This is a genomic window from Okeania sp., assembly GCF_035285525.1.
Lineage (GTDB): Bacteria > Cyanobacteriota > Cyanobacteriia > Cyanobacteriales > Microcoleaceae > Trichodesmium.
Genome location: NZ_JAYKGW010000240.1, coordinates 1 through 26,871, shown reverse-complemented (window position 1 = coordinate 26,871; position 26,871 = coordinate 1). Strand labels below are relative to the sequence as shown.

The window sequence follows — 26,871 nt, the reverse complement described above, 5'->3', positions numbered from 1 at the left end:
TCAAAAACTATCCTATTAGTTATGAAAATTCGGTTAATGATAAAGTAAAAAATTGGGATAATTTATATTCTGCTATTTCCTGAGAATTCCGAAATTGTTTTTGTTCTAAATTACACTTTCATAGAACCCATTTGGTATTTTGGTAAAAGAGTTAACCCACCCCTAACCCCTCCCTGGAGGGAAAAAAGGTAGAAAAATAGCCGCATATTTACCATTTCTGCACCTAATTTTATAGATACCCAATAGTTTCTATATAGGTAAACTTGTCAATCTTTTTGTTTTTAGGGAAAGGTAATTATCAACTATCCATTAATAAAAGCCCTTAGTGTTGTTATTAACTATATCTATCGTCGGCAAGATGCTGGCACTACAAGAATTTGACTATTTTATGTTGTACATAATTAGTCCGATATGGCGTCAAATTGATAAACGGCATTGCCACAACTAAAACCTTGGGCATTCTATCACACCTTCCTACTCTGGTCTAACAAAATGAAGATAGCTGTAAGCTTTTCGATTATAACACCTCGCCCTGTTGATTTTTGATAAAATAATTTATACCAATTTTTTCAGAACCAAATAGTTCTAAGCTGACTAAATTCAGATCAGAATTATATTGACAAAATATATAAAAAATGGTATACAAAACAACCATTTTGCATATTAATAATTAGGAATTTAACTGAGATAACAACCATGTTCAAAAAACTTCTGGGAGACCCTAACGCACGTAAACTCAAGAAATTTCAACCTTGGGTAACAGATATTAATGTTCTGGAAGAAGATATTCAAAAGCTTTCAGATATAGAACTTAAGGCTAAAACTGGAGAATTTAAACAAATCCTAGAAAAAGCCAAAACTAAGGATGAAGAAAAAGAAATATTACAAGATATTCTACCAGAAGCTTTTGCAGTGGTTCGAGAAGCAGGAAAGAGAGTCCTAAGTATGCGACACTTTGATGTCCAATTATTGGGGGGCATTATTTTACATCAAGGCCAAATCGCAGAGATGAAAACTGGAGAAGGTAAAACTCTAGTTTCTACTTTACCAGCATACTTAAATGCTCTAACAGGTAAAGGTGTTCATGTAATTACTGTTAATGACTACCTGGCCAGAAGAGACGCGGAATGGATGGGACAAGTGCATCGGTTTCTCGGTTTAAGTGTAGGGTTAATTCAACAGGGTATGAACCCAGACGAACGGAAAAGAAATTATGCTTGTGATGTTACTTATGCTACTAACAGTGAAGTGGGATTTGACTACTTGCGTGATAATATGGCAACTACTATGGATGATGTAGTGCAACGTCCGTTTAATTTTTGTATTATTGACGAAGTTGACTCGGTATTAGTGGATGAAGCACGAACTCCTTTGATTATTTCTGGGCAAGTAGAAAGACCGAGCGAAAAGTATATTAAGGCAGCACAGATTGCAGCAGGTTTAGATAAAGAAAAGGAACATTATGAAGTGGATGAAAAAGCTAGAAATGTTCTTTTGACTGATGAAGGTTTTGCGGAAGCAGAAAAATTATTGGGAGTAACAGATTTATACGATCCTGAAGATCCTTGGGCGCATTTTGTGTTTAATGCTCTTAAGGCAAAAGAATTATTTATCAAAGATGTTAACTATATTGTCAAGGATGAGGAAGTTGTTATTGTTGATGAGTTTACTGGTAGGGTAATGCAGGGAAGACGTTGGAGTGATGGTCTGCATCAGGCGATCGAGGCGAAAGAAAGGGTGGATATTCAACCAGAAACTCAAACGCTGGCAACTATTACTTATCAGAATTTCTTTCTACTTTATCCGAAGTTGTCGGGAATGACGGGAACGGCAAAAACAGAGGAAACAGAATTTGAAAAAATTTATAATTTACAGGTGACGATAATACCTACGAATAAACCAAGAGGTAGACAAGATTTATCAGATGTGGTTTATAAAACGGAAGCAGGTAAATGGAAATCTATTGCTCAAGAGTGTGCCGAAATGCACGAAAAAGGTCGCCCGGTTTTGGTGGGTACAACCAGTGTGGAAAAGTCGGAGTTACTATCTCGGTTGTTGGGGCAGTTGAAAGTTCCTCACCAACTGCTGAATGCGAAACCAGAAAATGTGGAGCGAGAATCTGAAATTGTGGCGCAAGCAGGTCGTGGTGGGGCGGTGACTATTGCGACGAATATGGCAGGTAGAGGTACGGATATTATTTTGGGTGGAAATGCTGAATATATGGCGAGGTTGAAGGTACGGGAGTATTTGATGCCTAAGGTGGTGAAACCAGAAGATGATGATGGTTTTGGTATGGCGCGACCAGTATCAGGAACGAAAAAGTCTCGTTCTAAAAAAGGTTTTGATCCTGAGAAAAAGCTGAAAACTTGGAAGGTTTCACCGCAAATATTCCCAGTGCAGTTGTCTCCACAAACGGAGACAATGTTGAAATCAGCGGTAGATTTTGCAGTGAAAGAGTGGGGAGAGAGAGCGCTACCAGAGTTGGTGGTGGAAGATAAGGTAGCGATCGCTGCGGAAAAAGCTCCGACTCAAGACCAAGTTGTGCAAAAGTTAAGAGAGGTTTATAATTTAATTCGCAAAGAATATGAGAGTTACACAGATAAGGAACATGACCAAGTAGTGGAATGTGGTGGGTTACACGTTATTGGTACTGAGCGTCACGAGTCACGAAGGATTGATAATCAGTTGCGAGGAAGAGCGGGAAGACAAGGAGACCCTGGTTCGACCAGATTTTTCTTGAGTTTGGAGGATAATTTATTGCGGATTTTTGGTGGCGATCGCGTGGCGGGAATGATGCAGGCGTTTGGGGTTGAGGAAGATATGCCAATTGAATCTGGGTTGTTGACTCGTTCTTTGGAAGGTGCGCAGAAGAAGGTGGAAACATATTATTATGATATGCGGAAGCAGGTGTTTGAGTATGATGAGGTGATGAATAATCAACGTCGAGCGATTTATGCAGAACGCCGACGGGTATTGGAAGGTAGGGATTTGAAGGAACAGGTGATTAAGTATGCGGAGCAAACTATGGATGATATTGTGGAGGCGTATATTAATCCGGAGTTGCCTTCGGAAGAGTGGGAGTTGGATAAGTTGGTGAGTAAGGTGAAGGAGTTTGTGTATTTGTTGGCAGATTTGACACCGGAGCAGTTGTTCGATTTGTCGATGGAGGATATTAAGACTTTTATGCACGAACAGGTGAGGAATGCTTATGATATTAAGGAGGCGCAGGTGAATCAGATTCGTGGTGGTTTGATGCGGGATGCGGAACGTTTCTTTATTTTGCAGCAAATTGATACTTTGTGGCGGGAGCATTTGCAACAGATGGATGCGTTACGAGAGTCTGTTGGTTTGCGGGGTTATGGACAGAAGGATCCGTTGATTGAGTATAAGAGTGAGGGTTATGAGTTGTTTTTGGATATGATGACGGATATTCGGCGGAATGTGGTTTATTCTATGTTCCAGTTTCAACCGCAACCTGCAGTAGAGACGACTGTTGCGGAGACGGTATGAAGCACCTAACTCCTCAACCCTCTTCCCTGGGAGGGAAGGGGGGGAAGTTTCTGCGTAGTCCAGTAGGGTGTGTTATGAGATACGCTAACGCACCAAAGACATAATAGATGGTGGGTTACATTTCATTAACGCACCCTACAAAATCTACTCAGGACATGAACCGTAGACTCACACTCTATTAATTTAAAACTGTAACTGTATAAACTGTAAAAGTGTTATAATTATAGCAATGCATGAGGATGGTGAGGTACACTTAACACCTACTGTAACACAGCGTTCTAGGCTGTAACAACCTGGAAGGTTGTGTTACTAAAATTACTAAATAAAATTTTGTACCTCACGCGCCTCCGAAATTGCTGTAATATAATTCTGTTGTATGTAGTGGTAAAAAAAAAATGTGGAATAGTGTAAAATGTTTCTTGGTTCTATGTCTGTTGTTGTGTTTGTGGTTGGTTCAGACTCCAGCGGTAGCAGCAGCAAAAAAGACTCCTATGGAGTTGTTCAAGAATAATTTGGCTCGGGTTGGAGTGATTGGTAGAATAGATGGAAGGAAAGTAGTAGTAGATAATGGAATAAATCAAGAAAAGTGGTTTTGGTTGGAGTATCATTTTGCTAAATATTGTGGGTTGGTTGAGGGGACGCCAGACGTAGAGTATGATAAAGATAAAAAATATTTGTGTAAATTTGATGAATAATGATGATAAATAATCATCCCAGTATCAAGTCGTTAACTTTTCTACCCTTTGGTTTGGCCTGAAAACCCTTAATCATTTTATCCAAAAAGCAACTCCCCCAATTACGGTTTTTTCTTTTTGGGGGCAGTTATCAGTTATAGCAATGTGCGCATATTGCTATACATATAGCAGTCGAAGCAAAAGGCGCGGACATTTATCAATCCTGAAACTCCTGAGATTCTAATGTTCCCTGTTCCCTATTCCCTAACGCGCAGCGCTATATAATGAATAAATCTATAGATTAAATTAAAGCCAAAAATCACAGGAGTAAAATATGAGTAGGGGGAAAAGTCTCCATCCAACTAAATATGCCCAAAAAAGGTATAACCTTAATGCACCAATTGATTTTGATGTGGCAGTAAATTATGGTGGTGCATTGATGGCGATCGCTGGTGCGGATGGTGAGTTAACAGAAAGAGAATTTCAATGGTATATTGACGAACAAGAAATTTTGTTTGTTGAGTATGAAGAGTACATTGAAGCGCTCCGTAAATTTGATTGGCAAAATGCTGACATAGGAGAGCTATTAAGGGGGATAAAGTACGATTTTCCTATGAATTTTCGCCGAGTTATGTTGTACCAAGCAATTAAAATGAGTCGCGCTGATGGAGATTATCAAGGACAAGAAAAAATAGCAGTGGCTAGAGCATCAGAACTTTTGGGTCTTGAGAATAGTATGCTGATTAAGCTTGAGTCATTGGCAAAAAAGGAAGAAGAGAGTGAGCAACTACGACTTACTTTATTTGAAATTGATGTTTAATTCTGGAGACAACTTTTTTTTATAGAGGGGTTTCAAAAAAGCTCCTCTGTCCTCAATAAGTTGTAAGATTTTATGGTAGGGGTTTGGTTTTGAAGCCCAAGCGCTAAAGGATTTGGAGACTAAACCCCTACAGTTTTTTCTCACAAATGATTTCATATTTAGGGCTAAAGCCATGAGGTAGGAAAAATAAGGGTTTGAGATTGCTATCCTGACGGACTGCTTCGCAAATGCGCCTCGCGAGCAATGACAAAATTGCGTTGCGCATGAGTAAGTCCTGATATTGCTATCCTATATAAAACTTATTTGGTATCTTTGCACGGGATGCGGGTTTTTGGCAAAGGAGTTAACCCACCCCTAACCTCTCCCAGGAGGGAAAAAAGAAAAATAGTTCTATCTCCCCATCTCCCCATCTCCCCACCTAATTTTATAGAACCCAAATGGGTTCTATATACAATGATAAAGATTTCCTAAGTTTTTATAGGATTATTGACAAAATATAATAAAATCACGGAAGTTAAACCTAAAAATTAGAAAGACTAAAATATGAGTAACGGCAAAAGTCTCCAGACAACTAAATACGCTAAAAATAAATATAACATCACATCTCCAGTTGATTTTGATGTGGCATTGAGTTATGGTGGTGCATTAATGGCGATCGCGGGTGCGGATGGCGAACTAGCAGAAGCAGAATTTCAATGGTATATTGATGAGCAAGAATTATTAACTGTAGATTCTGAAGAATACATTGAAACACTTCGTAAATTCGATTGGAAAAATGCTAGTATAGAAGAACTATTGAATGGTATCAAGTACGATTTTCCTATGAATTTTCGCCGAGTTATGTTATACCAAGCAATTAAAATGAGTCGTGCTGATGGAGTTTACCAAGAAAAAGAAAAAGCAGCAGTGGCTAAAGCAGCAGAAGTTTTAGGAATTGAGCGTAGTATGGTTGTTAGTATTGAATCATTAGCTGAAATGGAAGATGCAAGTGAGCGACTGCGCCTGGCTTTGTTTGAAACTAATGTTTAATTCTAGTGGAATTTTTTTTATAGGGGGGTTGAAAAACCCTCTGCTTTGTTTTGGATAAAAAACGTTCAAAAAAATAAAATGAGTAGTTCTACAGACCTAGAAAGTATAGATTGGAGTGAGCTTTCCCTTGAACGTTTGCAGTTACTCCAATCGCGAATCAGCAAAGTCATAAACATCAAGATACAGGAAAAACTAACAAGAAGTACTTCCAATTTTACCAAAGATCATAAATATAAGGCAAGTTTAGCAAAAGTATTTCCTCAGAGTATGCGTAGCTCTTTGTTTAACAATCAGAAGTGTGTGTTCGCAATTAGCTTAGGAAGCAAAAATTTTGTTTATAGTGAGCGAGTAGAAGCTTGCATCAGATGGATTAGTGATAATTTTAAGAATTGTCTAGTATTAGTTGGTGATAGTCTACATCGACTGACAATTGAAGCGAGAGAAGGAATAGAAGAAGATCTGGCTTACTTAAAGGCGATTCGTACTGGAGAAAAGTTTATTGATGACCACTATCTTTTATTTCAAGAATATTCTGAAAGCTGTCAATTTGAGTTCAAGATGATTTCAGAAATTGGCAAGCAATTAGACTTTGATATTTATTACGAGGAACTTCAAAGTCTTTACGGCAGAAATGAGTCTTTTGAAAATACAGTAAATTCTTTTGCCGAGAAGTATCTCAACCGAGGTAGACCTATAGAAGCAGGACAGGTGCAAGACCCCAGACAAAAGTACCTAGCAAGAAGGTATTTGCTTGAGGAGTCTGCTTTGTTTGCCTGTATTGCTAAACAAGAATGGTTAGTTTTCGTTTATCCAGGGTCAATTAAAACCTTTGAAGAAATTTCAGAGGGATTACACCCAGAAGTACCTGAACCTCTCAAGCAAATAACTTGGGTAAGTTTAGGTCTGAAGAGATTGAATGCTAAAGAAAGTAAGTAGGAAACTGATGCAGAATAAGCGATCGCTAATTTTCTGATTCTTTAGGGACCTTCCATAGAACGTCCCTATCTAGGGTTTGCGTATGGAAAGTCTTTTTGTTGTGGTAGAGAGTAGGGAAGAGTTAGTAGGTTTGAGTCAATTTATTATTTCCTTTGAAAAAATTCAAGATTTTTTCGTCTTGAGTGACTAATAACGAACTGTGAATTTTAGCTGTTGCCACAATAATCTGGTCTGCTGGCTCTGCATGAAATCCAGATAATTGAGTAGATTCTATAATAATCGGCAGGTTTAATTCTAGTAATTGGATACCAGGGTAGTTGAGAGCAAGTTTTAGCCATTCTTCTACAGAAGACTCAAAAGTTAGTCTCTTTTTCTCGACTAATTTTAGCAATTTTCCAACAAGATATAATGCTAATTCCTAGACCAGTTGTTTGATTTGCTTGAATGATTTCTCGGTTTGTGGAAGATAGTTTAGGATTATCGTCAACCCATCAAATCCAGATATGAGTGTCTAGAATCATTTTAATGTTTCCCAGTCTTGTAGGGCTATAGGTTCATAAGGAGCGTCATAATTAATCACTTTTCCTTTCAGGGGTTGTTCTTCAGAGGAAAGCTGTTGTGAGGAAGTTAGACCCATATCGTTTTTAACTGTTTGCAAAACTGCTTCAATAACAAGAATGCGTTCTTGGATGGATGTTCCTTGAAGTTTTTTTGAGTATTTCTGAATCAATCATGTTTTTGTTGTTATAGCGCTACTTGAATCGGGAATAGGGAAAAGGTAACAGCAGAGTAGTATCAAAGGGTGTTTCGTATAGGGAAATGCTCCGCAAACAGGATTTATAAATTTCGGTGCCCTTTGCTTCGACTGCTATAATGTTTTTTGGGGAAACTGTTACAGGATAAGCGATCGCTTATTTTTCAATTTTATAGGGACGTTCCTTCCATGGAAGGAACGTCCCTACTATTTAAACCGGAGCTACCAAACCACTATGTCGTAATAAAGGTTCAGTATTTGGTTCCCGACCTCGGAAAGTTTGAAACACCTCAATCGGATGCAAACTCCCGCCCAATGCTAAAACCGTATCCCTAAAACGCTTACCACAAGTAGCGATCGCCTCTTCATTTTCCAAGCCAGCTTCTTCAAAAGCAGCAAAAGCATCAGCACTCAATACTTCTGCCCATTTGTAACTGTAATAACCAGCAGCATAACTACCAGAAAAAATATGCCCAAACACACACAAAAATGAATCTTCTGGCAAAGGTTGTAAAACAGTAGTAGTCTCAGCGATTCGTTTCCGGACATCCACTACTGTTTCTTTGCCACCTGGTTGATAACGATGATGTAGTTCAATATCAACCAGAGCAAAGTGCAACTGACGTAACATGGCACTACCGCTCATATAATTTCTGGCAGCTAAAAGTTTCTGATAATAATGTTCTGGTAAAGTCTCTCCGGTTTCATAATGTTTTGCCATTCCGAATAAAGTGGAGCGATCATAACACCAATTTTCCATAAACTGACTCGGTAACTCTACCGCATCCCACTCAATATTATTAATACCAGCAGCACCTGCATAGTCAACCTTTGTTAGCATGTGTTGTAAACCATGCCCAAATTCATGGAACAAAGTTTCTACCTCGCTAAAAGTCATCAAACTAGGTCGATCATTTATAGGTGGTGTTTGATTACATTGTAAATATGCTACAGGTAAACGCAAAGTAGTTTCACCATTCTCGACAATTTTAGTACGAGTTACACACTCATTCATCCAAGCACCACCTCGTTTTTCTGAGGGACGACTATAAGGATCGAGATAAAAGTAAGCAATGGGCGTATTGGTTTCATCACTAACTTGAAAATAACGCACATCTTCATGCCAAACTGGTGCTGTCCCATCCGCAACAGTAATATTAATGCCAAATATTCGTTTGACTAGAGCAAATAACCCATCTAGAACTTGTGGCAGTGGGAAATATGGTCGCAACTCTTCTGCGGTAAAGGAAAATTTTGCTTCCCGTAGTCTTTCTGACCAAAAACTGGTATCCCAATGTTTGAGGTCATTTGCTTCTGGTGCATTTTTGCTGGCAGCATAAGCTTTCAGGTCTTCTAAGTCTTTGTATGCAGCATCATAACTAACACTCCGGAGTTCTTCCAATAATTTTTCTACTGCTGCCACACTGGGAGCCATTTTGCTGGCTAAACTTAGTTCTGCATAACTCTTAAAGCCTAAAATTTCGGTTTTTTGTTGACGTAGTTCCAGAATGCGTTCAATTAAAGGATAATTATTTAATTCATCACTAGAAGCACGACTAACAAAAGCTTTATAGAGTTTTTCTCGCAACTCCCGTTTTTGACTATGCTGCATGAAGGGAACAAAACTAGGATAGTCGAGAGTGATGCGCCAAGGTCCGTTTTCGGGAGTAGCATTTTCAGAGCCATCATCTTTGGCAGCTTGAGCTGCTAAACTTAATAAACTGGGTGGTAAACCGTCTACTTCTTCTTTTTGAGTTAATGTGAGGCTAAAAGCTGTGGTGGCATCAAGAACATTATTAGAAAATTTGGTAGAAAGTTCTGCTAGTTCTAGTTGAATGGCATTGAAGCGTTCTCGTGTTTCTCCTTCTAAAGCTACTCCGGAAAGTTCGGCATTTCTAATAGCAGTTTCAACTATGCGTTTTTGCCCTGAATCTAAGTTTTGCCAACTATCACTATCCCTTAAGTTTTTAAAGGTTTGATAAAGGGGTTTACTTTGACTTAATTTATTAATAAATTCTATCACTTTGGGTTGTATTTCATTATAAGCTGTTCGGAGTTCAGGACTGTTTTTTACTCCCATCAAATGTCCTACTATTCCCCAACTCCAAGTTAAACGATCTTCTAATTTTTGTAAAGGTTCTACTAAGTCATTCCAAGTTGGTTTAACTGTTGTTTCTAAATTGATTAATTCTGGTTCTAATTCTGTCAGTAATTCTGTCATTGCAGGTACTACATCTTCTGTTTTGATAGACTCAAAAGGGGGTAGTCCTTTACCAATTAGTAATGCTTTTTTTGCGACTTTTGTATTAACGTTCATACATGGATTATTTTGATATCTTCATCATTTTATCTTGTATTTAAACATTATACAAAGTTGTGGCATAGTACATAATGCTTAAAAAAACAGGACTAAAGCTATGAACGCTATTATTAGGGTGTGTTTGGCTACGCGACATGAAAAGCGCAGAACGCACCACGCACCAAAACTCCATATATAATACCCTTGCGTAACTCCCGAACAATCTAAGTAAGCATTTAGTTTTTTAGTCAATCACCTTCTTTTAAGAAGGGGTAATAATTATTAATTACTGAAATCCTCTGTTATTCAATGAAGCTTTTCAGAATCCCAATAATCTGACCTAAATTTCCTAAAAAATATTCATTTATATCAATAGTAATAGTTTGATTTTCTAGCTCCATAAATTTCCAGAGACTAGCTGTTATAATAACTGCAAAAATTTTTTTAATTTCATTTCCTTTTTGCTGATTAAATAATTGAGCAGCAATCATTTATGCCATACATTGACCGAGACCTGTTTCTATATTATCATTTTTTGCTTTCACCACAGTAACAACCGGAGCTTCTATAACTAACTGTTCAGGAGATTTACTAATTAAAAAATCGCCAAATCCATTTAAACTTCTCTGAGAATCAACTGTAAATTATTTCCCAGAAAATAGACTTATTTGATTTCATAATTGTTGTTTTAGTTCAATTAGAATAGGCATAACTATCAGTTCCGAACGAGATTTTTCAGAATTAATTGCCAGAGCTAATGGAATATTATAATCCAGAGTTTCTGATAAAAATTGGCTGTATTGTGATTCTGGAATTTTGGAAAATATGCCTATTTTTTCTGAGAGTAAAATGCCAAATTATGATTTTATTTGTGGCATTGTAAATTGACTATAAGACATTGATAAATTAGTAACAATATAGTTTTAAGGTTGCTATTATTAGTAGGGTAGGTTTCATATTGCTAGCACTACTATGACGATAATTGTAACATCAGCAATAAGGAGCGATCGCTCTTTTCCCAGAAAGAGTAAACACTTATTTCCAGACTTGCACAAAAACCGGGTTTCTTTACGGAAATTTTGTGGTTTGAACAACAATATCACACCAATCAACCCAATTTATTAGTCCTTTGCGCCAGCAAATTTATTTATACTATTTTTCAAATATTTTGCGATAATTAATAGGAAGTTTATAATCATACTAATATTATCGAATTCCCATATAACAAGTTTTTCATAACACTTGATAACAACAAAATCATTTGATATAACCAGTTTATTTTAGATCTAATTTTTCATGAAAAAAGACTTACAAAAAATAATGTATTTCTGTCATTATCAGCAACAATATTAGCAAAATATTCCGTCGAGATCAGCAATCTGATAGGGGTGTATAAAAAAGGATATAAGAAGTATATAGGAGTGTGAAAAAAATAAATATTCTCACCATTGCTATGTAGTAAAACCATGAATCTGAACCCCCTAAACTCTTTTCTAGTCAGTAATTTAAGTTCAGGAAAAATGTTTGTTAAAAATTGCGATCGCTACATATCATTATCATTTTCTTATGCCAAAATTGTACCTAGTTTCGTATTTTAAAGCAGAAAAAAATGGCAATTGATTTTGAAGTAAAAAACCCATTAGCAGATGTTGCAGTTGACAGCTACAGCAACACCATATTTGTAGATATAGATGGTGATAAGGACTTAGACGCTTTTGTGGGAAACAGGAATGGAACAGTCGGTTACTGGGAAAATGTAGGCAACCCAGAAGAACCAGATTACCGAGAAAGAACCGGAAATAAAAATCCTTTTGATGGTGTAAATGTAGGACTTTATAGTCAACCAGCTTTTGTCGATATTGATGGAGATAAAGACTTAGATGCTTTCTTTGGCAATATCAATGGTGAGGTTATATACTACGAAAATACCCGGAACTGGAGAAAACCTCGGTTTGAGCAAAGTCAAGTGGGCAACCCATTATCTGGTGTTGATGTAGGTGCCTACAGCGTTCCTGTCTTTGTCGATATTAACAAAGATGGAGATTATGACGTTTTTATTGGTAACTCAGATGGTACTGTTAGTTACTATCAAAATACAGGTAACAAAAAAAATCCCAAATTTAAAGAACAAACCGGAAAGAAAAATCCATTTGATGGCTACGATATAGGCGATCGTAGTGCGCCTACTTTTATAGATATAGATAACGATAAAGATTATGATGCCTTCGTGGGCAACCGTAATGGTACTGTAGAATTATATGAAAATACTGGTACTAAAAAACGCCCTACTTTTTCCCAGGTTATTGGTAGTAAAAATCCTGTATTTAGTTATGACATCGGTGATTATAGTATACCAACTTTTGCAGATATAGATAATGACAAAGATTATGACTTTTTTGTAGGTAAAAAGGATGGAACAGTTGATTATCTGGAAAATATTGGCGAAATCAAGGAACCAGAATTTTTTACTAACCCTCTAGAACTGTATGATGTAGGTAATCGTAACATTCCAACTTTAATAGACATAGATGGAGATGAAGATTTAGATGCTGTCATTGGTAACAGCGCTGGTAATATTAACTACTTGGAGAATATTGGTACTACAAATCAACCCCGTTTTTATCAACCAGTTGCCACAGAAAATCCATTTTGGGGGATAAATGATCGTTATAATCGTTATAATAGTTCCCCTGCATTTGTAGATATAGACAATGATGGAGATTATGATGCTTTTAGTGGGTACAACGATGGCAATATTATATTTTATGAAAATGTGGGTGCAAAAGATGACCCTCGGTTTGCTCGTTCTAAAGCTGTTGAGAATCCCTTCAATGGTTTAAATGTAGGTAATGACAGTACCCCTACTTTTGTAGATATAGATAACGATGGAGATTATGATGCTTTTAGTGGGAACCGTGATGGCAATATCTCATACTTCCGGAATAATGGTACGCAAAAACGGCCTCGGTTTGCTTTAATTGCTGGTGGCCCTAATCCTTTGAATGGAGTAGATGTGGGTGAGTACAGTAAAATTGCTTTTGTAGATGTAGATGACGATCAAGATTATGATGCTTTAATTGGTAACAAAGATGGTACAGTACGATATTTCCAAAATACTGGTACTATAAAAAAAGCTAAATTCAAAGAAAGAACAGGAAATGCTAACCCCCTTAATGGTATTGATGTTGGAACTTATAGCGCTCCCGCTTTTGGAGATTTAGATGGAGATACAGATTTAGATGCTTTCGTTGGTAACTGGGATGGTGTCGCTAGCTTTTATGAAAATACTTGGTTCTAAGTAGTTAGGACACAAAAAACCAAAACCAGATTTAGAATAGTCTTTTAATAGATAGGCCACAGTAGGGACGTTCCATGGGACGTCCCTACATTTTTTTGGCTGAAAATTTCTAATTTCTGAAGTAGGTTTATACAGTATAGCAATGTGCGCACTTAATATTTACAAATCACAGGAACTGTCCAATAGCTAAAAATCTTATGTTATAAGCAATCTATTCCTTCTGTTCCCTGTTCCCTGTTCCCTGTTCCCTGGGCACAGCGCTATAGATTCCAGTTTTGTGAGATACATCCACGGGAGCAAGATGCACGGTTCCCGAAAAATCCCACTGGTAACATTTAACTAAAAGAGGGAACAGGGAATAGTCGGGATATAATATTATCCTAAAATTGGCCACTTTTCAGAAAAAATATAACAACTTCATAGAAGCAAATGGCCATTTGTCTTTAAGTTCCCAACATCAACAAAATCTGAGAGCCGTAGAATGTTTTTCCATCTTTTTCTTTTATATTGATAATTTTATATTAAAACATTGTAAAATCTTAATATTTATAGGACTTACAAGGGAGGAACCCGGTTTCTAGGGCAAATCGTTGTTTTGAACTGTAAACGTCTACTAGAAACCGGGTTTCTGGGTTGACATTTAGTCCTGATTTAAACTAAATAATGAACTAATATGTTAGAAGCTTGTATATTTTTCACCGTATTATGCGGATTTTTTGGCATCATTTTTAAGAAAAATTTGGTGATGAAAATCATATCTATGGATATTATGAGTACAGGAGTTATTGCTTACTATGTATTGGTAGCATCAAGGGATGGTGTATTTACCCCTATTGTAGCTACAGGCAAAAATGTTGCTTATTCTGACCCCGTTCCCCAGGCTGTTATTTTAACTGCTATTGTTATTGGTTTTTCTATTCAAGCATTAATGTTAGTGGGTGTAATGAAGCTAGCAAAAGATAATCCGACTCTGGAAACTAAAGCGATCGAAGAAAATAATACACCATCATAAGGTGGGGAGTGTGGCAAGTCTGGGAAGTACAGAACTGAAAAAAAAATATAGAGTTGTAAATATTCTCTGGCGACAAATAATTAGCCCTGTCTTGACGAGGTACACCCACGCGAGGAAGATGTCCGCACTGGAAACATTGAATGATTAATATCTGTATTTCATATCAAGCTTTTGAGTTTAACAGTTGGTACTAACAACTGATAACTGAAAAAGCTGATAAATGATAACTGAAAAAGCTGATAACTGAAATGACCAATATTACGATCACCTGGATGGCACTACCATTTTTTGTGGGATTTATTATTTATTTAATCCCCAAAATAGACCGCTTTTTAGCATTAGGAATAGCATTTGTTTCTGCTGATTATGCCTTGTATATATTTTCCGGTTTATCTGATGTAAAAGATATCCAATTATTAGATAGTTTTGGTGTTAGTTTAACTATTGATAATTTGAGTGGATTTTTCATTATTACTAATGCTCTAGTCACAACAGCAGTAATTCTTTATTGTTGGCAAAGTAATAAAACACCTTTTTTCTATATGCAAGCTGTGATTCTGCATGGAAGTGTTAATGCTACTTTTATTTGTGCAGATTTTATTAGTTTATATGTAGCTTTAGAAGTAATAAGTATTGCTTCTTTTTTGCTGATAAGTTATCCTCGTACCGATAAATCGATCTGGGTAGGATTGCGCTATTTGTTTGTCAGTAATACCTCAATGTTATTTTATCTGGTGGGAGCAGTTTTAGTATATAAAGCTAATAATTCTTTTCATTTTATGGGTTTGCTGAATGCTCCTCCAGAAGCGATCGCTCTCATATTTTTGGGATTATTGGCAAAAGGTGGTATCTTTGTCTCTGGGTTATGGTTGCCTCTCACTCACTCTGAGTCAGAAAGTCCAGTATCGGCAATGTTGTCCGGAGTAGTAGTGAAAGCAGGAGTCTTTCCATTAGTACGTTGTGCGCTGATATTACCAGAAGTCGATCCGATAGTTAGATATTTTGGAGTCTGTACCGCAGTTTTAGGAGTTGCTTTTGCTGTATTTGAAAAAGATACGAAGCGAATGTTAGCATTTCACACCATTTCTCAGTTAGGTTTTGTACTTGCAGCTCCAATAGTAGGAGGTTTCTATGCTTTAACTCATGGTTTAGTAAAATCTGCTTTATTTTTAATAGCAGGAGTTTTGCCAAGTCGAAATTTTAAAGAATTACATCATCATCCTATTGATAACCGAATTTGGTTTGCATTAGCGATCGCTAGTTTTTCCATATCTGGTTTTCCCCTCCTTTCGGGTTTTGGAGCCAAAGTCCTAACTGCAAAAAATCTCTTACCCTGGCAAGTTGTTGGCATGAATATTGCCGCAGTTGGAACAGCCATTTCTTTTGCTAAATTCATTTTTCTACCTCACCAGAAAAACGAGCAAACCATCAAAGTCAACTCTGGTTTTTGGTCGGCAATGGTACTCTTACTCGGCGGTTTGATAGTAGCAAACGCTGTTTATTATGAAGCTTACAGCATCGAAAATATTATTAAACCATTAGTAACCATCGCTATTGGTTGGTTAGCATATTTCTTGATTTTTAAGAAATTAGCTATTAAAATACCAAGAGCGATCGAACAATTTGAGCATCTAATTGGGTTGATGAGCCTCATGTTAATATTACTATTCTGGATAGCATTGACACAACTTCGCCTTGTAACGTAATACTACTACTAACAATTTATGGATAGTGACTTGAACCTGTGGATGCTAGGTGTTCCTCGTCAACAACGAGAACAAATGGAGCGCTACCTGAAAAATGGAGTGTCGGGATTTGTAGAAGATTGTTGTCAGCAAGTTTTTAGCGAAATTCGTATTTGAGATAATTATTTCTGGCGAGTTTTCCTAGAAGGCAAATATACACCAAATTGTTGCCCAGAATATTTGAAGCCAGAAAATTTTCAATTACTCAAAGCTGGATTAGTCAATCGTATCTCAGTCCATACAAATACAATGGCTCAATTTTTAGAGGGTAATAAGGATATTGGTATTTCTCATTTTGTCTTACTAGAGGCAGAAAATCATGGGTTTAATGATGTAATTATGCTTCCTTTATCATTAAATATGGAGTGTAAAAAGCCTTTGTAGATAAGCTGTCCAATTAGTAACTAAACTAAGTCAGGACTTACGCAAAGCCACCATAGACAGGGTTTAGGTGCGTTGTGCGTTGTACGCTTTTCATATCCCGTAGCGTTTCGGCGCTTGAGCCGACAGATAAAGCGGAGCTTTGCGGAACGCAAAACACACCCTACTAATAGCGTTCATGGCTTTAGTCCTGTAGGTAATAAACAAGTTAAGTAACAATATTTATAGAATATTATGAAAACTAAATATATGGCTATAAAAATGCTTTTTATAAGACGTCTACCAAATTTTCAAATAATTCTTGGAAATCTCTCAATTACTTTTTTCTTCTTTAAAGGTGATATAACTGATAAATTGATAATTGATCCCTAGAGGTTTAAAGCCTCTCCTTTTCAATGGATAATTAGAGATAGTTTTCATTATCAATTATTCATGATTCATTATTCATTAATAATATGGACGCAACTTCCCTTTTTAACGTAATACTACGACTGACAATTTGGTTTTTACTCACCGCTGACTTAAGGCCGGCAAATATTATGATTGGTGTGACTATTGCTGTATTATTACCACGCGGCAAAACATCCCTCGGAGCATTAAATGATTGGTTGCGAGTTTTGTGGGAAATTATTGTCGCCATTCCCCAAGCTTATATTGAAGCCATTCAAATTATGTTTCATCCCCATGATGATGAAGTTTTGGTTTGTGAAAGTGTGAAACCACAACGAACACCTGGATTGATATTTCTGGATATATTTTTGATTACTTTTACCCCCAAAACTATTGTCTTGAAATATCACGAAAAGGGGTGGTATGAAGTACACCGAGTCGAACGCAGGAGAAAACGGAGTAGAAAAAGATGAATTTTATTTTAATTGCCATGATTTTAGCTTTGCTCATACCTATTTATGAAGCTTGGCAAGATGACGATATTTGGCAAAAAATGCTGGCTTTTGCCAGTATTGCCACCAAAACTTCAATTATGATGTTGATTGTCTCAGTTTCACGAGATGATTGGTTTATAGGAGTAGTTGCAATAATTATTCTCAGTGTAGGTAATGCAGGTTTAATGCTACTCGCACATTTAATCAAAAGGTTGAACGAAATATGATAGATATTCTTAGTTACGGTCTAATAATCATCGGGGTTATTTTCTGGTTTTGGGGAACATTTCCTCTGCTTGGCAATAGATCAGTTTTATTTAAACTCCATAGTCTGTCGGTAGCTGATACCTTGGGTTCCATGAGTATTATAGTTGGTTTACTGCTGAAGATACCTGAAGAATGGCCTTTGTTACTGTTAGCAATTATTACTTTAGCAATTTGGAATACAGTTTTGGGATACGTTTTGGCATATTGCTCTAGTAGTGGAGAAGAAAATGATTGATATTTATGTTTATATTATCATCGCCCTGTTACCGTTAGCAGCTTTGATGTTGGTATTTCAAGTTAACCCTTATCATGCTCTAGTTATTCGAGCTATTTTAGGAGCAGTATCAGCATTAGTTTATGCAGTTTTAGGCGCTGCGGATGTAGCTTTAACGGAAGCTTTAGTCGGAACAATGTTAGCTATAAGTCTTTATGTAATTGCAGTTCGTTCCTCTTTAGTCATGCGTTTGGGAATAATTAAAGAAGTTGAAGTAGAAACAGAGAATTATTTTACCGAACTCATCGCCGATATCAGAAAAATTATTGATAAATACCATTTGCGTCTGGAGTTAGTCGAATATCCTAATATACAAGCTTTAGAATGGGGGTTGCTAACTAAAGAAGTTCACGCTATTTGTAGCCAACCAGATGGCAAACCAACTTATCAGACTACTATTAGAGTGTATCGTCTGTTTGAAATCATGCAAACTGAGTTGGCTGCATCAGAAACAACTGTGACATACATAACTGTATCAAACCAGGAGGAAAAACATTAATGAAATGGGTGTATTTTTTAGCCGGAATAGCATTGTTTGTCAAAGTGCTAATTATGCCAAACCCCACAGTAGAAGTGAGTGATATTTCTATTGTGGAATCAATAGTTGCCGATAGTGGAGTCGCAAATGTAGTTTCCGGTATCATTTTTAGAAATCGACTCTATGACACAATTTTTGAAGTCGTAGTATTTACGATCGCTATTTTGGGAGTCCGTTTTTTATTAGCGAACGAACAACCAACCGAACAAGTTTATCAATTTAGCGATCGCCCCTCCAGAGTTTTAGCACGTTTGGGAGCTACTATTTCGGCGTTGGTAAGTATTGAGTTAGCTATTCGGGGTCACTTGAGTCCGGGTGGTGGTTTTGCTGCTGGGGTAGCAGGAGGAACTGCTATTGGTTTGATTGCTATTACTTCATCATCGGAACAGATGGAGAAAATCTATAAAAAATGGAATGCTGCTACCTGGGAAAAAATTTCAGTTTTAATATTTATTGTATTAGCAGCAGTGACTCTCATGGGAGCAGAGTTACCCCAAGGAGAATTAGGAGAATTAGTCAGTGGGGGAATTATTCCGATATTGAATATTTTGGTAGCACTAAAGGTGGCGTTAGGTTCCTGGGCAGTTATTTTGTTGTTTATTCGTTATCGGGGGTTGTTGTAACGGTTGGTAGGGGTTTGGTTTCCAAATCCACCACCCACTATTATACGATCAGCTTATAGATAAACTTACAGATGATTGGTTAATAAAAGGTGGTGAAATTAATCATAATTTAGTTTCTCAAATAGAGCAACAGTTTAATAATAATTCAAACTTCAATTAAACTTTAGCGTAGCTTATCCACAGGATAAGCTCAACATTTTTCAATTCCCATTATTACTATGAATTATGTCAGCAAAAGATATCTTTCATGATACAGTTCGAGTAGCTTTAGAAAAAGATGGATAGACAATTACTAAAGCTCCTCTATTTCTGAAGCTAACTCAACAATTTAAGATTAACATAGATTTAAAAGCAGAAAAGTTTATAGTGGCAGAAAAATCCACTCGAAAAATAGCAGTAGAAATAAAAAGCTTTGTTGGTAGATCGGCAGTTTCTGAATTTCTGAACTATCGTCTAGCATGAGAGCAGTTAACATTAGAATGGGTGCTTTATTTAGCAATTCCTGCAGATATTTATCAAGACTTTTTTTCAGATTTATTTGTGCAAGCTGTGTGAGAAAGGTATCAGATAAAACTGTTAGTTTTTAATGTGCAAAAACAGGAGAGCACATTATGGAAAAACTAGATTATCGCCAGTTAATTCAAAAAATTATTAATCAACACGCTCAAGAAGAATCTGAAGAAGATATGGAAACTACAGAAATAGTATTCGATTTATAACGCGAGCGCTATTTATTATTATTTTTAGGATGGCGTGACGAAGAAAGAATTTATGGATGCCCAATTCATATTGAGATTAAAGATGGAAAAATTTGGATTCAAAGGGATTTTACAGAAGAAGGATTAGCTTATCAGTTAGTAGAATTAGGAGTACCAAAAACAGATATTGTTTTGGGATTTCGAGCGCCTTATATTCGACAATTTACAGGATTTGCAAAGGATGGAGTTAGATGAGGGGAAAACAGAGGCGATCGCTTATTATACAGTAGGGGAGTAGGGGAGTGGGGGAGAAACAGGAGTAGGGGAGTAGGGAAGAAACATTTTTGTAACCTAAAGCTATTGCATCATTTAAGGTGAAACAATGCACTACAGTAGATTAGCTTTTTTCGTCACCCCCTCACCCCCTCACCCCATCTCCTGACAGCGCTTTTCGCTCTTGACGAACCACATTGCCATAACCAAAACGTTGTAGGGACGCCCTTATGCAACGTCGCTACTGTGGTCTACCGTGCAGGAAAAGCGCTGTAAAACTATTCCACAGCATATTCTGTAAGCTTTCTCATAAAAGGGGTTTGAAATCCTAAAACAATATCTTTTTTAGCGACTCCATTCATCACCAATTTTTCTGCAATATCCAATTCAGTTCCATTCCATTGAATCCAAATTTTCTCACCTTTAATATCAATATGAATCGCAGAATTATGAATCAAATGTTCTTTTTCCCAACCAATATAAACAACTTGATAATGATCTCGTATAGTATCAAAAATTGTCTGTACTTCAATTTCTCCATAAGCAGGCTTATTTTGACTATATTCTAACAAAAGTTCCTGAACTAAATAACGATGTATTTTTAGTTTTTCCATTCTGTAATTACCTCTATTTCTGGATTATAAATAATTAATTTTACTTGATTTTCTTTAAGTACTAATTGAGGAAATTTAAGTTTAAAAAAGTTGTTATAAATAATCAAGGGTAAAGCTAAATATAGTATTCGCTCAGGTTCATTCTGTCTCAGTGCTGCCCGATAATTAATAAACTGTCCCAAGGCCGTATGAAATTCATAAATAGCCGATGATTTTGCTAAAAAACTTTTAATTTCAACTGCTATTTTTTGATTATCTTTTTCTGCCCCAATTAGTTGGTTTGCACCAAAATCAATAGACATATCTACATCACCCAAACTAATAAATAATGAGTCATGGGTGATTGACCATCCATCTTTTATTAGAGCATTTTTAACTTCTTGATGGAAAAAATTCCTGGCTGACATTAGTTTTTCTTTCTCCTTTCTCCCTATTCTAATATGGCGTTCATTAATGGATAATGGATAATTACCTCTCCCTAATAATTATTAATTATTCGGTAACTCTAAAGATATTTTACCTAATAAACCCTTACGAAAATCATCCAAAATTCGTCTTGCCATTCGTTCCACATCTCCTTGATAAATTTGATTTGCTACTTCATGTAAATAACCTTCACCTGTATAATCATAAGGTTGTAATTGATAACGATCTTTTAAACAAGAGGCAGATACAACACCATTACTATCAGTTTCCAAAGAAGTTAAAAAATCAATCATTTTAGCAGCAACTTGCTGGTTATCATAAGCAGCATTCCCAATATCTTCACAAATAGCTAACTTAATCGCATCCTCTTCATTTTTAATCCTACTAGGAATTACACCAGGAGCATCTAATAATTCAATCTCATCAGAAATGCGTACCCATCTTAATTGTTTAGTCACGCCAGGACGTCTAGCACTCTCAACTACCTTCTTTTTCAAAAGTCTATTAATCAGAGCCGACTTTCCCACATTAGGAAAGCCAATGACTACAGCACGAACAGGTCGGGGTAACATTCCGCGATCGCGCCTTCTCTGATTAACAGCATGACCTGCTTTCTGCGCTGCTTTAGCTACATTTTTAACACCATCACCCAACTGAGCATTGGTAAAATAAGGCACTTCCCCCTTACCTTCAAACCATTCAGTCCACATTTTCCTGACCTCAGAGGAAATCATATCCATACGATTCAATACCAAAACTTGCGCCTTATTTCCTACCCATTCAGAAACTTGGGGATGGCGAGTAGCAATTGGAATACGAGCATCTCGAACTTCTAGAACCACATCAACTCGTTTCAGTTGTTCCTTAAGATTTCGTTCAGCTTTAGCAATGTGCCCAGGATACCATTGAATAATCATTGTTTGAAGTCAAAAGTCAAAAGTCAAAAGTCAAAAGTCAAAAGTTCAGATACTTAGCAAAACTGTAGGGGTTTGGTCTTCAAACCCAAGTTTTAGCTGGTCTAGTAGTGGACTGTTTCATCTAAAATTGTGCATTAGAGAATCAGGAGCCGTAGGGGCTGGTTTCACAAGTAAGTTAACGAATTTTTATAAGTAAGTCAGATACACCCGCCCCCTTATGATATAAGCCACCGTCTAACGAGGCGGGTTCGGTGTAAATCTTAGAGTAAGCATGAAAATTTCCGATCAAACCCGCCCCTACTAATGTATTTTAGGTGAAACAATCCAGTAGGGTGCGTTTCGCTGGGCGACATGAAAAGTCGCACTTTCGTAACGCACCACTATATAATTTAATGCAAAAATCATCTATAGATATTGATTACCAAATAATTTGTGGGGGTGGGTTATGCTTCCATAGAGAGCGGTGCGTTACGCTTCTCTAACGCACTCTACTGGACAGACGCAGCTAAAATGGTGCATTAGCATTAGGGAGTAGGGGAATAAAGTTTTTGTTGGGTTTCGTCCCTCAACCCAACCTACATATATATGCATCATTTACTGGACTGATAGCTGATAACTGAATTAAGGAACTACTAAAATTGGACAAGGGGACAAATTAATAATCCGATTACTAATACTATCACCAGCTCCTTCCTCTGTCAAACCAGTACCTCGGCAGCCAATCACAATTAAATCAGCTTCAATCTCATCAGCCACATCACAGATCGTAAAAGCCGGATGGCCTTCTCTTTGGACAGTTTCAACTTCAATACCTTCCTGGGCAAATATAGATTTGGCCTCCTCTAAGAGTTGGGTAACTGTTTTGGAAGAAGTCATTTCTGAGTGAAATGGCTCTTGGCCTTCGGAAACAACTTCTACTACTGACATTAATACCAGGCGAGACTGATATGTTTGGACAATGTTAATCACTTTTTCTGCAGCCCCGCGAGCTTCTTGGCTACGGTCTACAGGAAATAGAACTGTTTTAAACATAGGAATATTTTTGCGGTACGGACTCAGATAAAATGTCTACCGTGAACGAATTGTTGTAATGTATATCTTATCCATTTATGGGCCAGTAACCCTATTTGATGGACATTAATAAAACAATATATTAGGAGATTAATCCTGTGACAAAAAAAACTGTAGCAAATTTATCAGCATCTGACTTATCTGGCAAAAAGGTACTCATGCGGGCAGACTTTAATGTGCCTGTAGATAATGGTAGTATTACTGATGATACTCGGATTCAGGCAGCTCTTCCTACCATTCAAGATTTAATTTCTAAGGGTGCAAAGGTGATCTTGACTAGCCATTTTGGACGTCCCAAAGGAAAAGTAAATGAGGATATGCGTCTGACTCTTGTGGGAGAAAGACTTTCTGAAGTATTGGGTCAGGAAGTTAAGAAATGTGACGACTGCATTGGTGAGGAAGTAGCTGCTACTGTAGCAGCAATGCAAGATGGTGATGTAGTTTTACTAGAAAATGTTCGCTTCTACCCAGGAGAGGAAGGAAATGATCCAGAGTTTGCCAAGCAACTTGCTTCTGTGGCAGATATATATGTGAATGATGCTTTCGGCACTGCTCACCGCGCTCATGCTTCCACCGAGGGTGTTACTAAATATTTGAGTCCTTCTGTTGGTGGTTATTTAATCGAAAAAGAATTGAAATTCCTCCAAGGTGCAATTGATAATCCTCAAAAACCTTTGGCTGCAATTATTGGTGGTTCTAAGGTTTCTAGTAAGATTGGTGTTATCGAAGCTTTGTTGGATAAGTGTGATAAGTTGCTCTTGGGTGGCGGTATGATTTTTACTTTCTACAAAGCTCGTGGTTTAAGTGTGGGTAAGTCTTTGGTTGAAGACGATAAGATTGAATTGGCGAAGTCTCTGGAAGCTAAGGCGAAAGAGAAAGGTGTAGCAATGTTGTTACCTACTGATGTAGTTGTAGCTGATAAATTTGATCCAGAAGCGAATACTCAAACTGTTAGCATTGAAGAAATTCCTGATGGTTGGATGGGTCTGGATATTGGTCCTGAGTCGGCCAAGGTTTTCCAAGATGCTTTAGGAGACTGCAAGACTGTAATTTGGAATGGTCCGATGGGTGTGTTTGAAATGGAGAAATTTGCTAAGGGTACGGAAGCGATCGCTAAGACTTTGGCTGAGAAGCAGGATGCTATCACTATTATCGGTGGTGGTGACTCTGTTGCTGCGGTAGAACAATTAGGTTTAGGCGAAAAAATGAGTCACATTTCTACTGGTGGTGGTGCTAGTCTAGAATTATTGGAAGGTAAGGAGTTACCTGGTATTGTTGCTCTAGATGAAGCATAAGTTTTAATGGATAATTGATAATTGATAATGGATAGACATCTCCAAAAATTCATAAATTATCAATTATTCATCCCTGCTTCCTGTTCCCTCTTGATCTGGAGATGTCTAATAATAAAAACTATCTCCATCAGATAATCATAAATTATGTCAAGCTGTTAATTACCCTCAAACTAATAACAAGGCAAAGCTCTATATATTTAAGTATTAACACAGTTAACAAACAAAAGTAATTAGGTTAAAAAAAAATATAGATTTCTTCCAGGAGTAATATCATAATCTGGATAATCAGTGATAAAAACACTTTTTCCTTTGAACCTTTTTTTTCCCTTCTGTCTTCTGTCTTCCTTCCTCCAAAGTGTAACTATTCAACCGGATATGATATCAGGTAAAAGCAATAAATTTTGAGACCGACTTTTTGATTTTCTGGACATACCCACTACATAATTATACTTAAAAGATGTCCCTGATACTTTTTTAAAGATTCAATGAAGAAAAACTGCATAATTAGTGAAGATACCATGAAGATGTCGAGAAAATGCGTTTTCCCTCTTGCAGCACCTCAGAATAACGGAATAAGATAATGACATCAAGCAAATCTTATGGAGTTCTATCAAGTCATGTTCAAAAATACATTGTCTCTAGCTGCTGCTACAATCGCTGTTGTTGCTTCCACTTCTCTACCTGCTGCTGCTGTTGGTGGTCTTCCTGCTCCTGTGTCCGTACCAGAGCCTACAACTATTTTAGGTACTTTAGTTGTTGGTGGTATCGGCTTATTAACTACTAAGAAAAACGCAGCAGTATCTAACAAAGAGCAAAAGTAAGTTTTGGTTAAAACTTATGTTTTATTACTGAAGAAAAAAATCTCCCCTGATTAATTAATTTCCGTGTCGGGGAGACAATTTTTCTAACCATAAAAAATATGGCTATCATGGTATTTGCCCTCTATCCAAATCTATTTGAGGCAATTTTGCTCTCAAGATTAAAGATTAATAAGATAAAAAATGTAGCCTAAGTTGATGAAATTAATTGGTACAACTTAGGTGGATGACAGTTAATTTTTGCCATAGAATTTTGGCAATCTTTGTTGAGTTAAAAATAAAGCAATTAAGGAATAAATTTATCGTAATTTATTCTGCATTTTCTTGTAAATAAAAGCATCTTTTCCCCAGTGAGTTAGATATATATTCAGTGAACAATTAGCAACCAGGAATAATTTACGAGAAGTTTATCCTGGATTATTTTCTTGTAAAAAAAAGCATCTTCCCATCAATTTTTCTGATTCAGAAAAACACTACTACACAAATTAAGTTAAAAATTAAAAATGACCAGTTCAACCGCAAATATGAGCAATTCAATCACAAATTTAGGCAACCTGCTCCCAAGTCAGGTGACAGTCACCAGTTCTATACTTCCTAATCTTAACGCTGGAGGACCTGGGGTTGGCGCTCCTAGTTACTTTGACTTAGAGATTACAGATGCAAATGGCATACTAAATGGAGCTTTTGATGCCTTTTGTATTGATGTCGATCTTCCCCTTGGTTTCAACGGCTTTGATCTTGATAATGATGGTGTTTATGGCGAAACAGGAATTGCAGCTCCTAGTTTGAGCGATGCACTTGGTGTGGATCCAAACACTCTTTATGATGAGGGTAATAGTCAACCTTTCAGTGCCAATGTTTACTCAAGCTATGATCCTGCTGTTATCAATGATGGATTAGGAGGAATTATTGAGCATCCTGAGAATTTAGACCTAGTGAACTGGATTCTCAACAACACAGGTACAGGTAATGCTTTAGCAAGTTTTACAACTGGTGAGATTCAGCTTGCTATTTGGCAGCTAATGGATGACGATCCTCCTAGTAGTGATGATTTACTTGGACTAGAAGCATTCTCCAATGGGTTTGACCAAGCTAATGTCGATCAAATAAAAACTTTAGCTCAACAAAATGGAGAGGGTTTTGTTCCTGAACAACCAGGTGACAAAGTTGCTGTCATCCTTGTACCCGATAATAATGGTGATGGAATTCCAGATGGTCAAATCATTGTTACTACTGTAGATTTATCGGAATTTAAAGGTTCTATCGGTGACACAGTTTTCCAAGATGAAAACGCAGATGGTGTACAAAATAATGGTGAAGCAGGTATTGCTGGTGTCACAGTTGACTTAATAGATAAAGGAGCTGATGGTGAACTAGGTGGAGGAGATGACACAGTTGTTGATACTCAAACCACAGATGCTAATGGTAACTATTTGTTTGAAAATGTTGTTACTGGCAATTATGCAGTTCAAGTTACAGATGTAAATAATGTTCTGGATGGTTTAGAGCAAACAGCAGACCCCGATGCTGTACTTGACAATATGTCTATGGTAGATTTAGCACCGGGTGAAAATAACTTAGACCAAGATTTTGGTTATGATGCTCCTACAGGTTCTATCGGTGATACTATTTTCCGAGATGATAATGCTAATGGTGTACAAGATGCAGGTGAAGCAGGTATCTCTGGAGTCGAAGTTCGTTTAACTGATAAAGGA

At 37.0% G+C, this 26,871-nt stretch carries 25 protein-coding genes and 3 pseudogenes; 20 read left to right on the top strand and 8 right to left on the bottom strand.

Annotated features, from left to right (window positions below):
- The first annotated feature begins 696 nt into the window (after positions 1-696).
- The 5 genes from secA (at position 697) to VKJ25_RS22730 (ending at position 6,969) form a co-directional block, all read left to right on the top strand.
- Complete coding sequence (secA, locus tag VKJ25_RS22750) at positions 697-3,510, top strand: preprotein translocase subunit SecA (RefSeq protein WP_324238931.1); 2,814 nt, start codon at positions 697-699, stop codon at positions 3,508-3,510.
- 395 nt (positions 3,511-3,905) lie between these two features.
- Complete coding sequence (locus VKJ25_RS22745; RefSeq protein ID WP_324238930.1) at positions 3,906-4,205, top strand: hypothetical protein; 300 nt, start codon at positions 3,906-3,908, stop codon at positions 4,203-4,205.
- Between the two features lie 313 nt (positions 4,206-4,518).
- Positions 4,519-5,004 carry a hypothetical protein gene (locus VKJ25_RS22740; protein ID WP_324238929.1) on the top strand — a complete coding sequence of 162 codons (486 nt, stop codon included), beginning with the start codon at positions 4,519-4,521 and terminating at the stop codon, positions 5,002-5,004.
- 543 nt (positions 5,005-5,547) lie between these two features.
- Positions 5,548-6,033: a TerB family tellurite resistance protein gene (locus VKJ25_RS22735; RefSeq protein WP_324238928.1), complete on the top strand. Its 486-nt coding sequence runs from the start codon at positions 5,548-5,550 to the stop codon at positions 6,031-6,033.
- A gap of 78 nt (positions 6,034-6,111) precedes the next feature.
- Positions 6,112-6,969, top strand: a complete 858-nt coding sequence (locus VKJ25_RS22730; RefSeq protein ID WP_324238927.1) for a tRNA-dependent cyclodipeptide synthase — start codon at positions 6,112-6,114, stop codon at positions 6,967-6,969.
- A gap of 121 nt (positions 6,970-7,090) precedes the next feature.
- Here VKJ25_RS22730 and VKJ25_RS22725 read toward each other — a convergent pair whose 3' ends face one another.
- The 4 genes from VKJ25_RS22725 to VKJ25_RS22710 all read right to left on the bottom strand — a co-directional run bounded on the left by VKJ25_RS22725 (position 7,091) and on the right by VKJ25_RS22710 (position 10,513).
- Positions 7,091-7,360, bottom strand: coding sequence for a type II toxin-antitoxin system VapC family toxin (locus VKJ25_RS22725; protein ID WP_324238926.1), 270 nt, complete (start codon positions 7,358-7,360; stop codon positions 7,091-7,093).
- Positions 7,361-7,486: 126 nt separating this feature from the next.
- Complete coding sequence (locus VKJ25_RS22720) at positions 7,487-7,699, bottom strand: hypothetical protein (protein WP_324238925.1); 213 nt, start codon at positions 7,697-7,699, stop codon at positions 7,487-7,489.
- A gap of 235 nt (positions 7,700-7,934) precedes the next feature.
- The gene (locus VKJ25_RS22715) at positions 7,935-10,040 is read right to left on the bottom strand and encodes a M3 family metallopeptidase (protein ID WP_324238924.1); all 2,106 of its coding nucleotides are present in this window, start codon (positions 10,038-10,040) and stop codon (positions 7,935-7,937) included.
- Between the two features lie 284 nt (positions 10,041-10,324).
- Positions 10,325-10,513, bottom strand: a complete 189-nt coding sequence (locus VKJ25_RS22710; RefSeq protein WP_324238923.1) for a hypothetical protein — start codon at positions 10,511-10,513, stop codon at positions 10,325-10,327.
- Between the two features lie 1,118 nt (positions 10,514-11,631).
- On the opposite strand from VKJ25_RS22710, the pseudogene VKJ25_RS24780 reads away from it, so the two are divergent.
- From VKJ25_RS24780 to VKJ25_RS22650, 12 genes and pseudogenes are all read left to right on the top strand, one after another.
- Positions 11,632-12,411, top strand: a pseudogene (locus VKJ25_RS24780) (FG-GAP-like repeat-containing protein); the annotation flags it as partial.
- 1,582 nt (positions 12,412-13,993) lie between these two features.
- On the top strand, positions 13,994-14,332 hold the full coding sequence (locus tag VKJ25_RS22700; protein ID WP_324238921.1) for a cation:proton antiporter subunit C: 339 nt from the start codon (positions 13,994-13,996) through the stop codon (positions 14,330-14,332).
- Between the two features lie 248 nt (positions 14,333-14,580).
- The gene (locus VKJ25_RS22695) at positions 14,581-16,038 is read left to right on the top strand and encodes a cation:proton antiporter (protein ID WP_324238920.1); all 1,458 of its coding nucleotides are present in this window, start codon (positions 14,581-14,583) and stop codon (positions 16,036-16,038) included.
- An 18-nt stretch (positions 16,039-16,056) separates the two neighbouring features.
- Complete coding sequence (locus tag VKJ25_RS22690; protein WP_324238919.1) at positions 16,057-16,194, top strand: hypothetical protein; 138 nt, start codon at positions 16,057-16,059, stop codon at positions 16,192-16,194.
- Between the two features lie 12 nt (positions 16,195-16,206).
- Positions 16,207-16,461: pseudogene (locus VKJ25_RS22685) on the top strand (DUF3419 family protein); the annotation flags it as partial.
- Between the two features lie 452 nt (positions 16,462-16,913).
- A complete protein-coding gene (locus VKJ25_RS22680) occupies positions 16,914-17,321 on the top strand; it encodes a cation:proton antiporter (RefSeq protein WP_324238918.1) in 408 nt (135 codons plus the stop codon).
- Positions 17,318-17,569 (top strand): hypothetical protein, encoded by a 252-nt coding sequence (locus tag VKJ25_RS22675; protein WP_324238917.1) that lies wholly within the window; start codon positions 17,318-17,320, stop codon positions 17,567-17,569. Before VKJ25_RS22680 ends, VKJ25_RS22675 begins: the two co-directional genes overlap by 4 nt.
- Positions 17,566-17,844, top strand: coding sequence for a monovalent cation/H(+) antiporter subunit G (locus VKJ25_RS22670; protein WP_324238916.1), 279 nt, complete (start codon positions 17,566-17,568; stop codon positions 17,842-17,844). The genes VKJ25_RS22675 and VKJ25_RS22670 overlap by 4 nt, the downstream gene beginning before the upstream one ends.
- Positions 17,837-18,382: a DUF4040 domain-containing protein gene (locus VKJ25_RS22665; protein WP_324238915.1), complete on the top strand. Its 546-nt coding sequence runs from the start codon at positions 17,837-17,839 to the stop codon at positions 18,380-18,382. The genes VKJ25_RS22670 and VKJ25_RS22665 overlap by 8 nt, the downstream gene beginning before the upstream one ends.
- Positions 18,382-19,044, top strand: a complete 663-nt coding sequence (locus VKJ25_RS22660; RefSeq protein WP_324238914.1) for a Na(+)/H(+) antiporter subunit B — start codon at positions 18,382-18,384, stop codon at positions 19,042-19,044. The genes VKJ25_RS22665 and VKJ25_RS22660 overlap by 1 nt, the downstream gene beginning before the upstream one ends.
- 288 nt (positions 19,045-19,332) lie before the next feature.
- Positions 19,333-19,506, top strand: coding sequence for an element excision factor XisH family protein (locus VKJ25_RS22655; protein WP_324238932.1), 174 nt, complete (start codon positions 19,333-19,335; stop codon positions 19,504-19,506).
- 269 nt (positions 19,507-19,775) lie between these two features.
- A pseudogene (locus VKJ25_RS22650) lies at positions 19,776-19,997 on the top strand (element excision factor XisI family protein); the annotation flags it as partial.
- Positions 19,998-20,293: 296 nt separating this feature from the next.
- Here VKJ25_RS22650 and VKJ25_RS22645 read toward each other — a convergent pair.
- From VKJ25_RS22645 to VKJ25_RS22630, 4 genes are all read right to left on the bottom strand, one after another.
- Positions 20,294-20,629, bottom strand: a complete 336-nt coding sequence (locus VKJ25_RS22645) for a XisI protein (protein ID WP_324238913.1) — start codon at positions 20,627-20,629, stop codon at positions 20,294-20,296.
- Positions 20,617-21,036: a XisH family protein gene (locus VKJ25_RS22640; RefSeq protein ID WP_324238912.1), complete on the bottom strand. Its 420-nt coding sequence runs from the start codon at positions 21,034-21,036 to the stop codon at positions 20,617-20,619. The genes VKJ25_RS22645 and VKJ25_RS22640 overlap by 13 nt, the downstream gene beginning before the upstream one ends.
- A gap of 81 nt (positions 21,037-21,117) precedes the next feature.
- Entirely contained in the window at positions 21,118-21,972 is an 855-nt protein-coding gene (gene ylqF / locus VKJ25_RS22635; RefSeq protein WP_324238911.1) for a ribosome biogenesis GTPase YlqF, read from the bottom strand.
- A 621-nt stretch (positions 21,973-22,593) separates the two neighbouring features.
- The gene (locus VKJ25_RS22630) at positions 22,594-23,004 is read right to left on the bottom strand and encodes a universal stress protein (protein ID WP_324238910.1); all 411 of its coding nucleotides are present in this window, start codon (positions 23,002-23,004) and stop codon (positions 22,594-22,596) included.
- Between the two features lie 137 nt (positions 23,005-23,141).
- Here VKJ25_RS22630 and VKJ25_RS22625 point away from each other — a divergent pair, with 137 nt between their 5' ends.
- From VKJ25_RS22625 to VKJ25_RS22615, 3 genes are all read left to right on the top strand, one after another.
- Entirely contained in the window at positions 23,142-24,338 is a 1,197-nt protein-coding gene (locus VKJ25_RS22625) for a phosphoglycerate kinase (protein ID WP_324238909.1), read from the top strand.
- A 617-nt stretch (positions 24,339-24,955) separates the two neighbouring features.
- Complete coding sequence (locus tag VKJ25_RS22620) at positions 24,956-25,159, top strand: PEP-CTERM sorting domain-containing protein (protein WP_324238908.1); 204 nt, start codon at positions 24,956-24,958, stop codon at positions 25,157-25,159.
- A gap of 500 nt (positions 25,160-25,659) precedes the next feature.
- Positions 25,660-26,871, top strand: a 1,212-nt coding sequence (locus VKJ25_RS22615) for an SdrD B-like domain-containing protein (RefSeq protein ID WP_324238907.1), incomplete at its 3' end; no start/stop codon positions are given.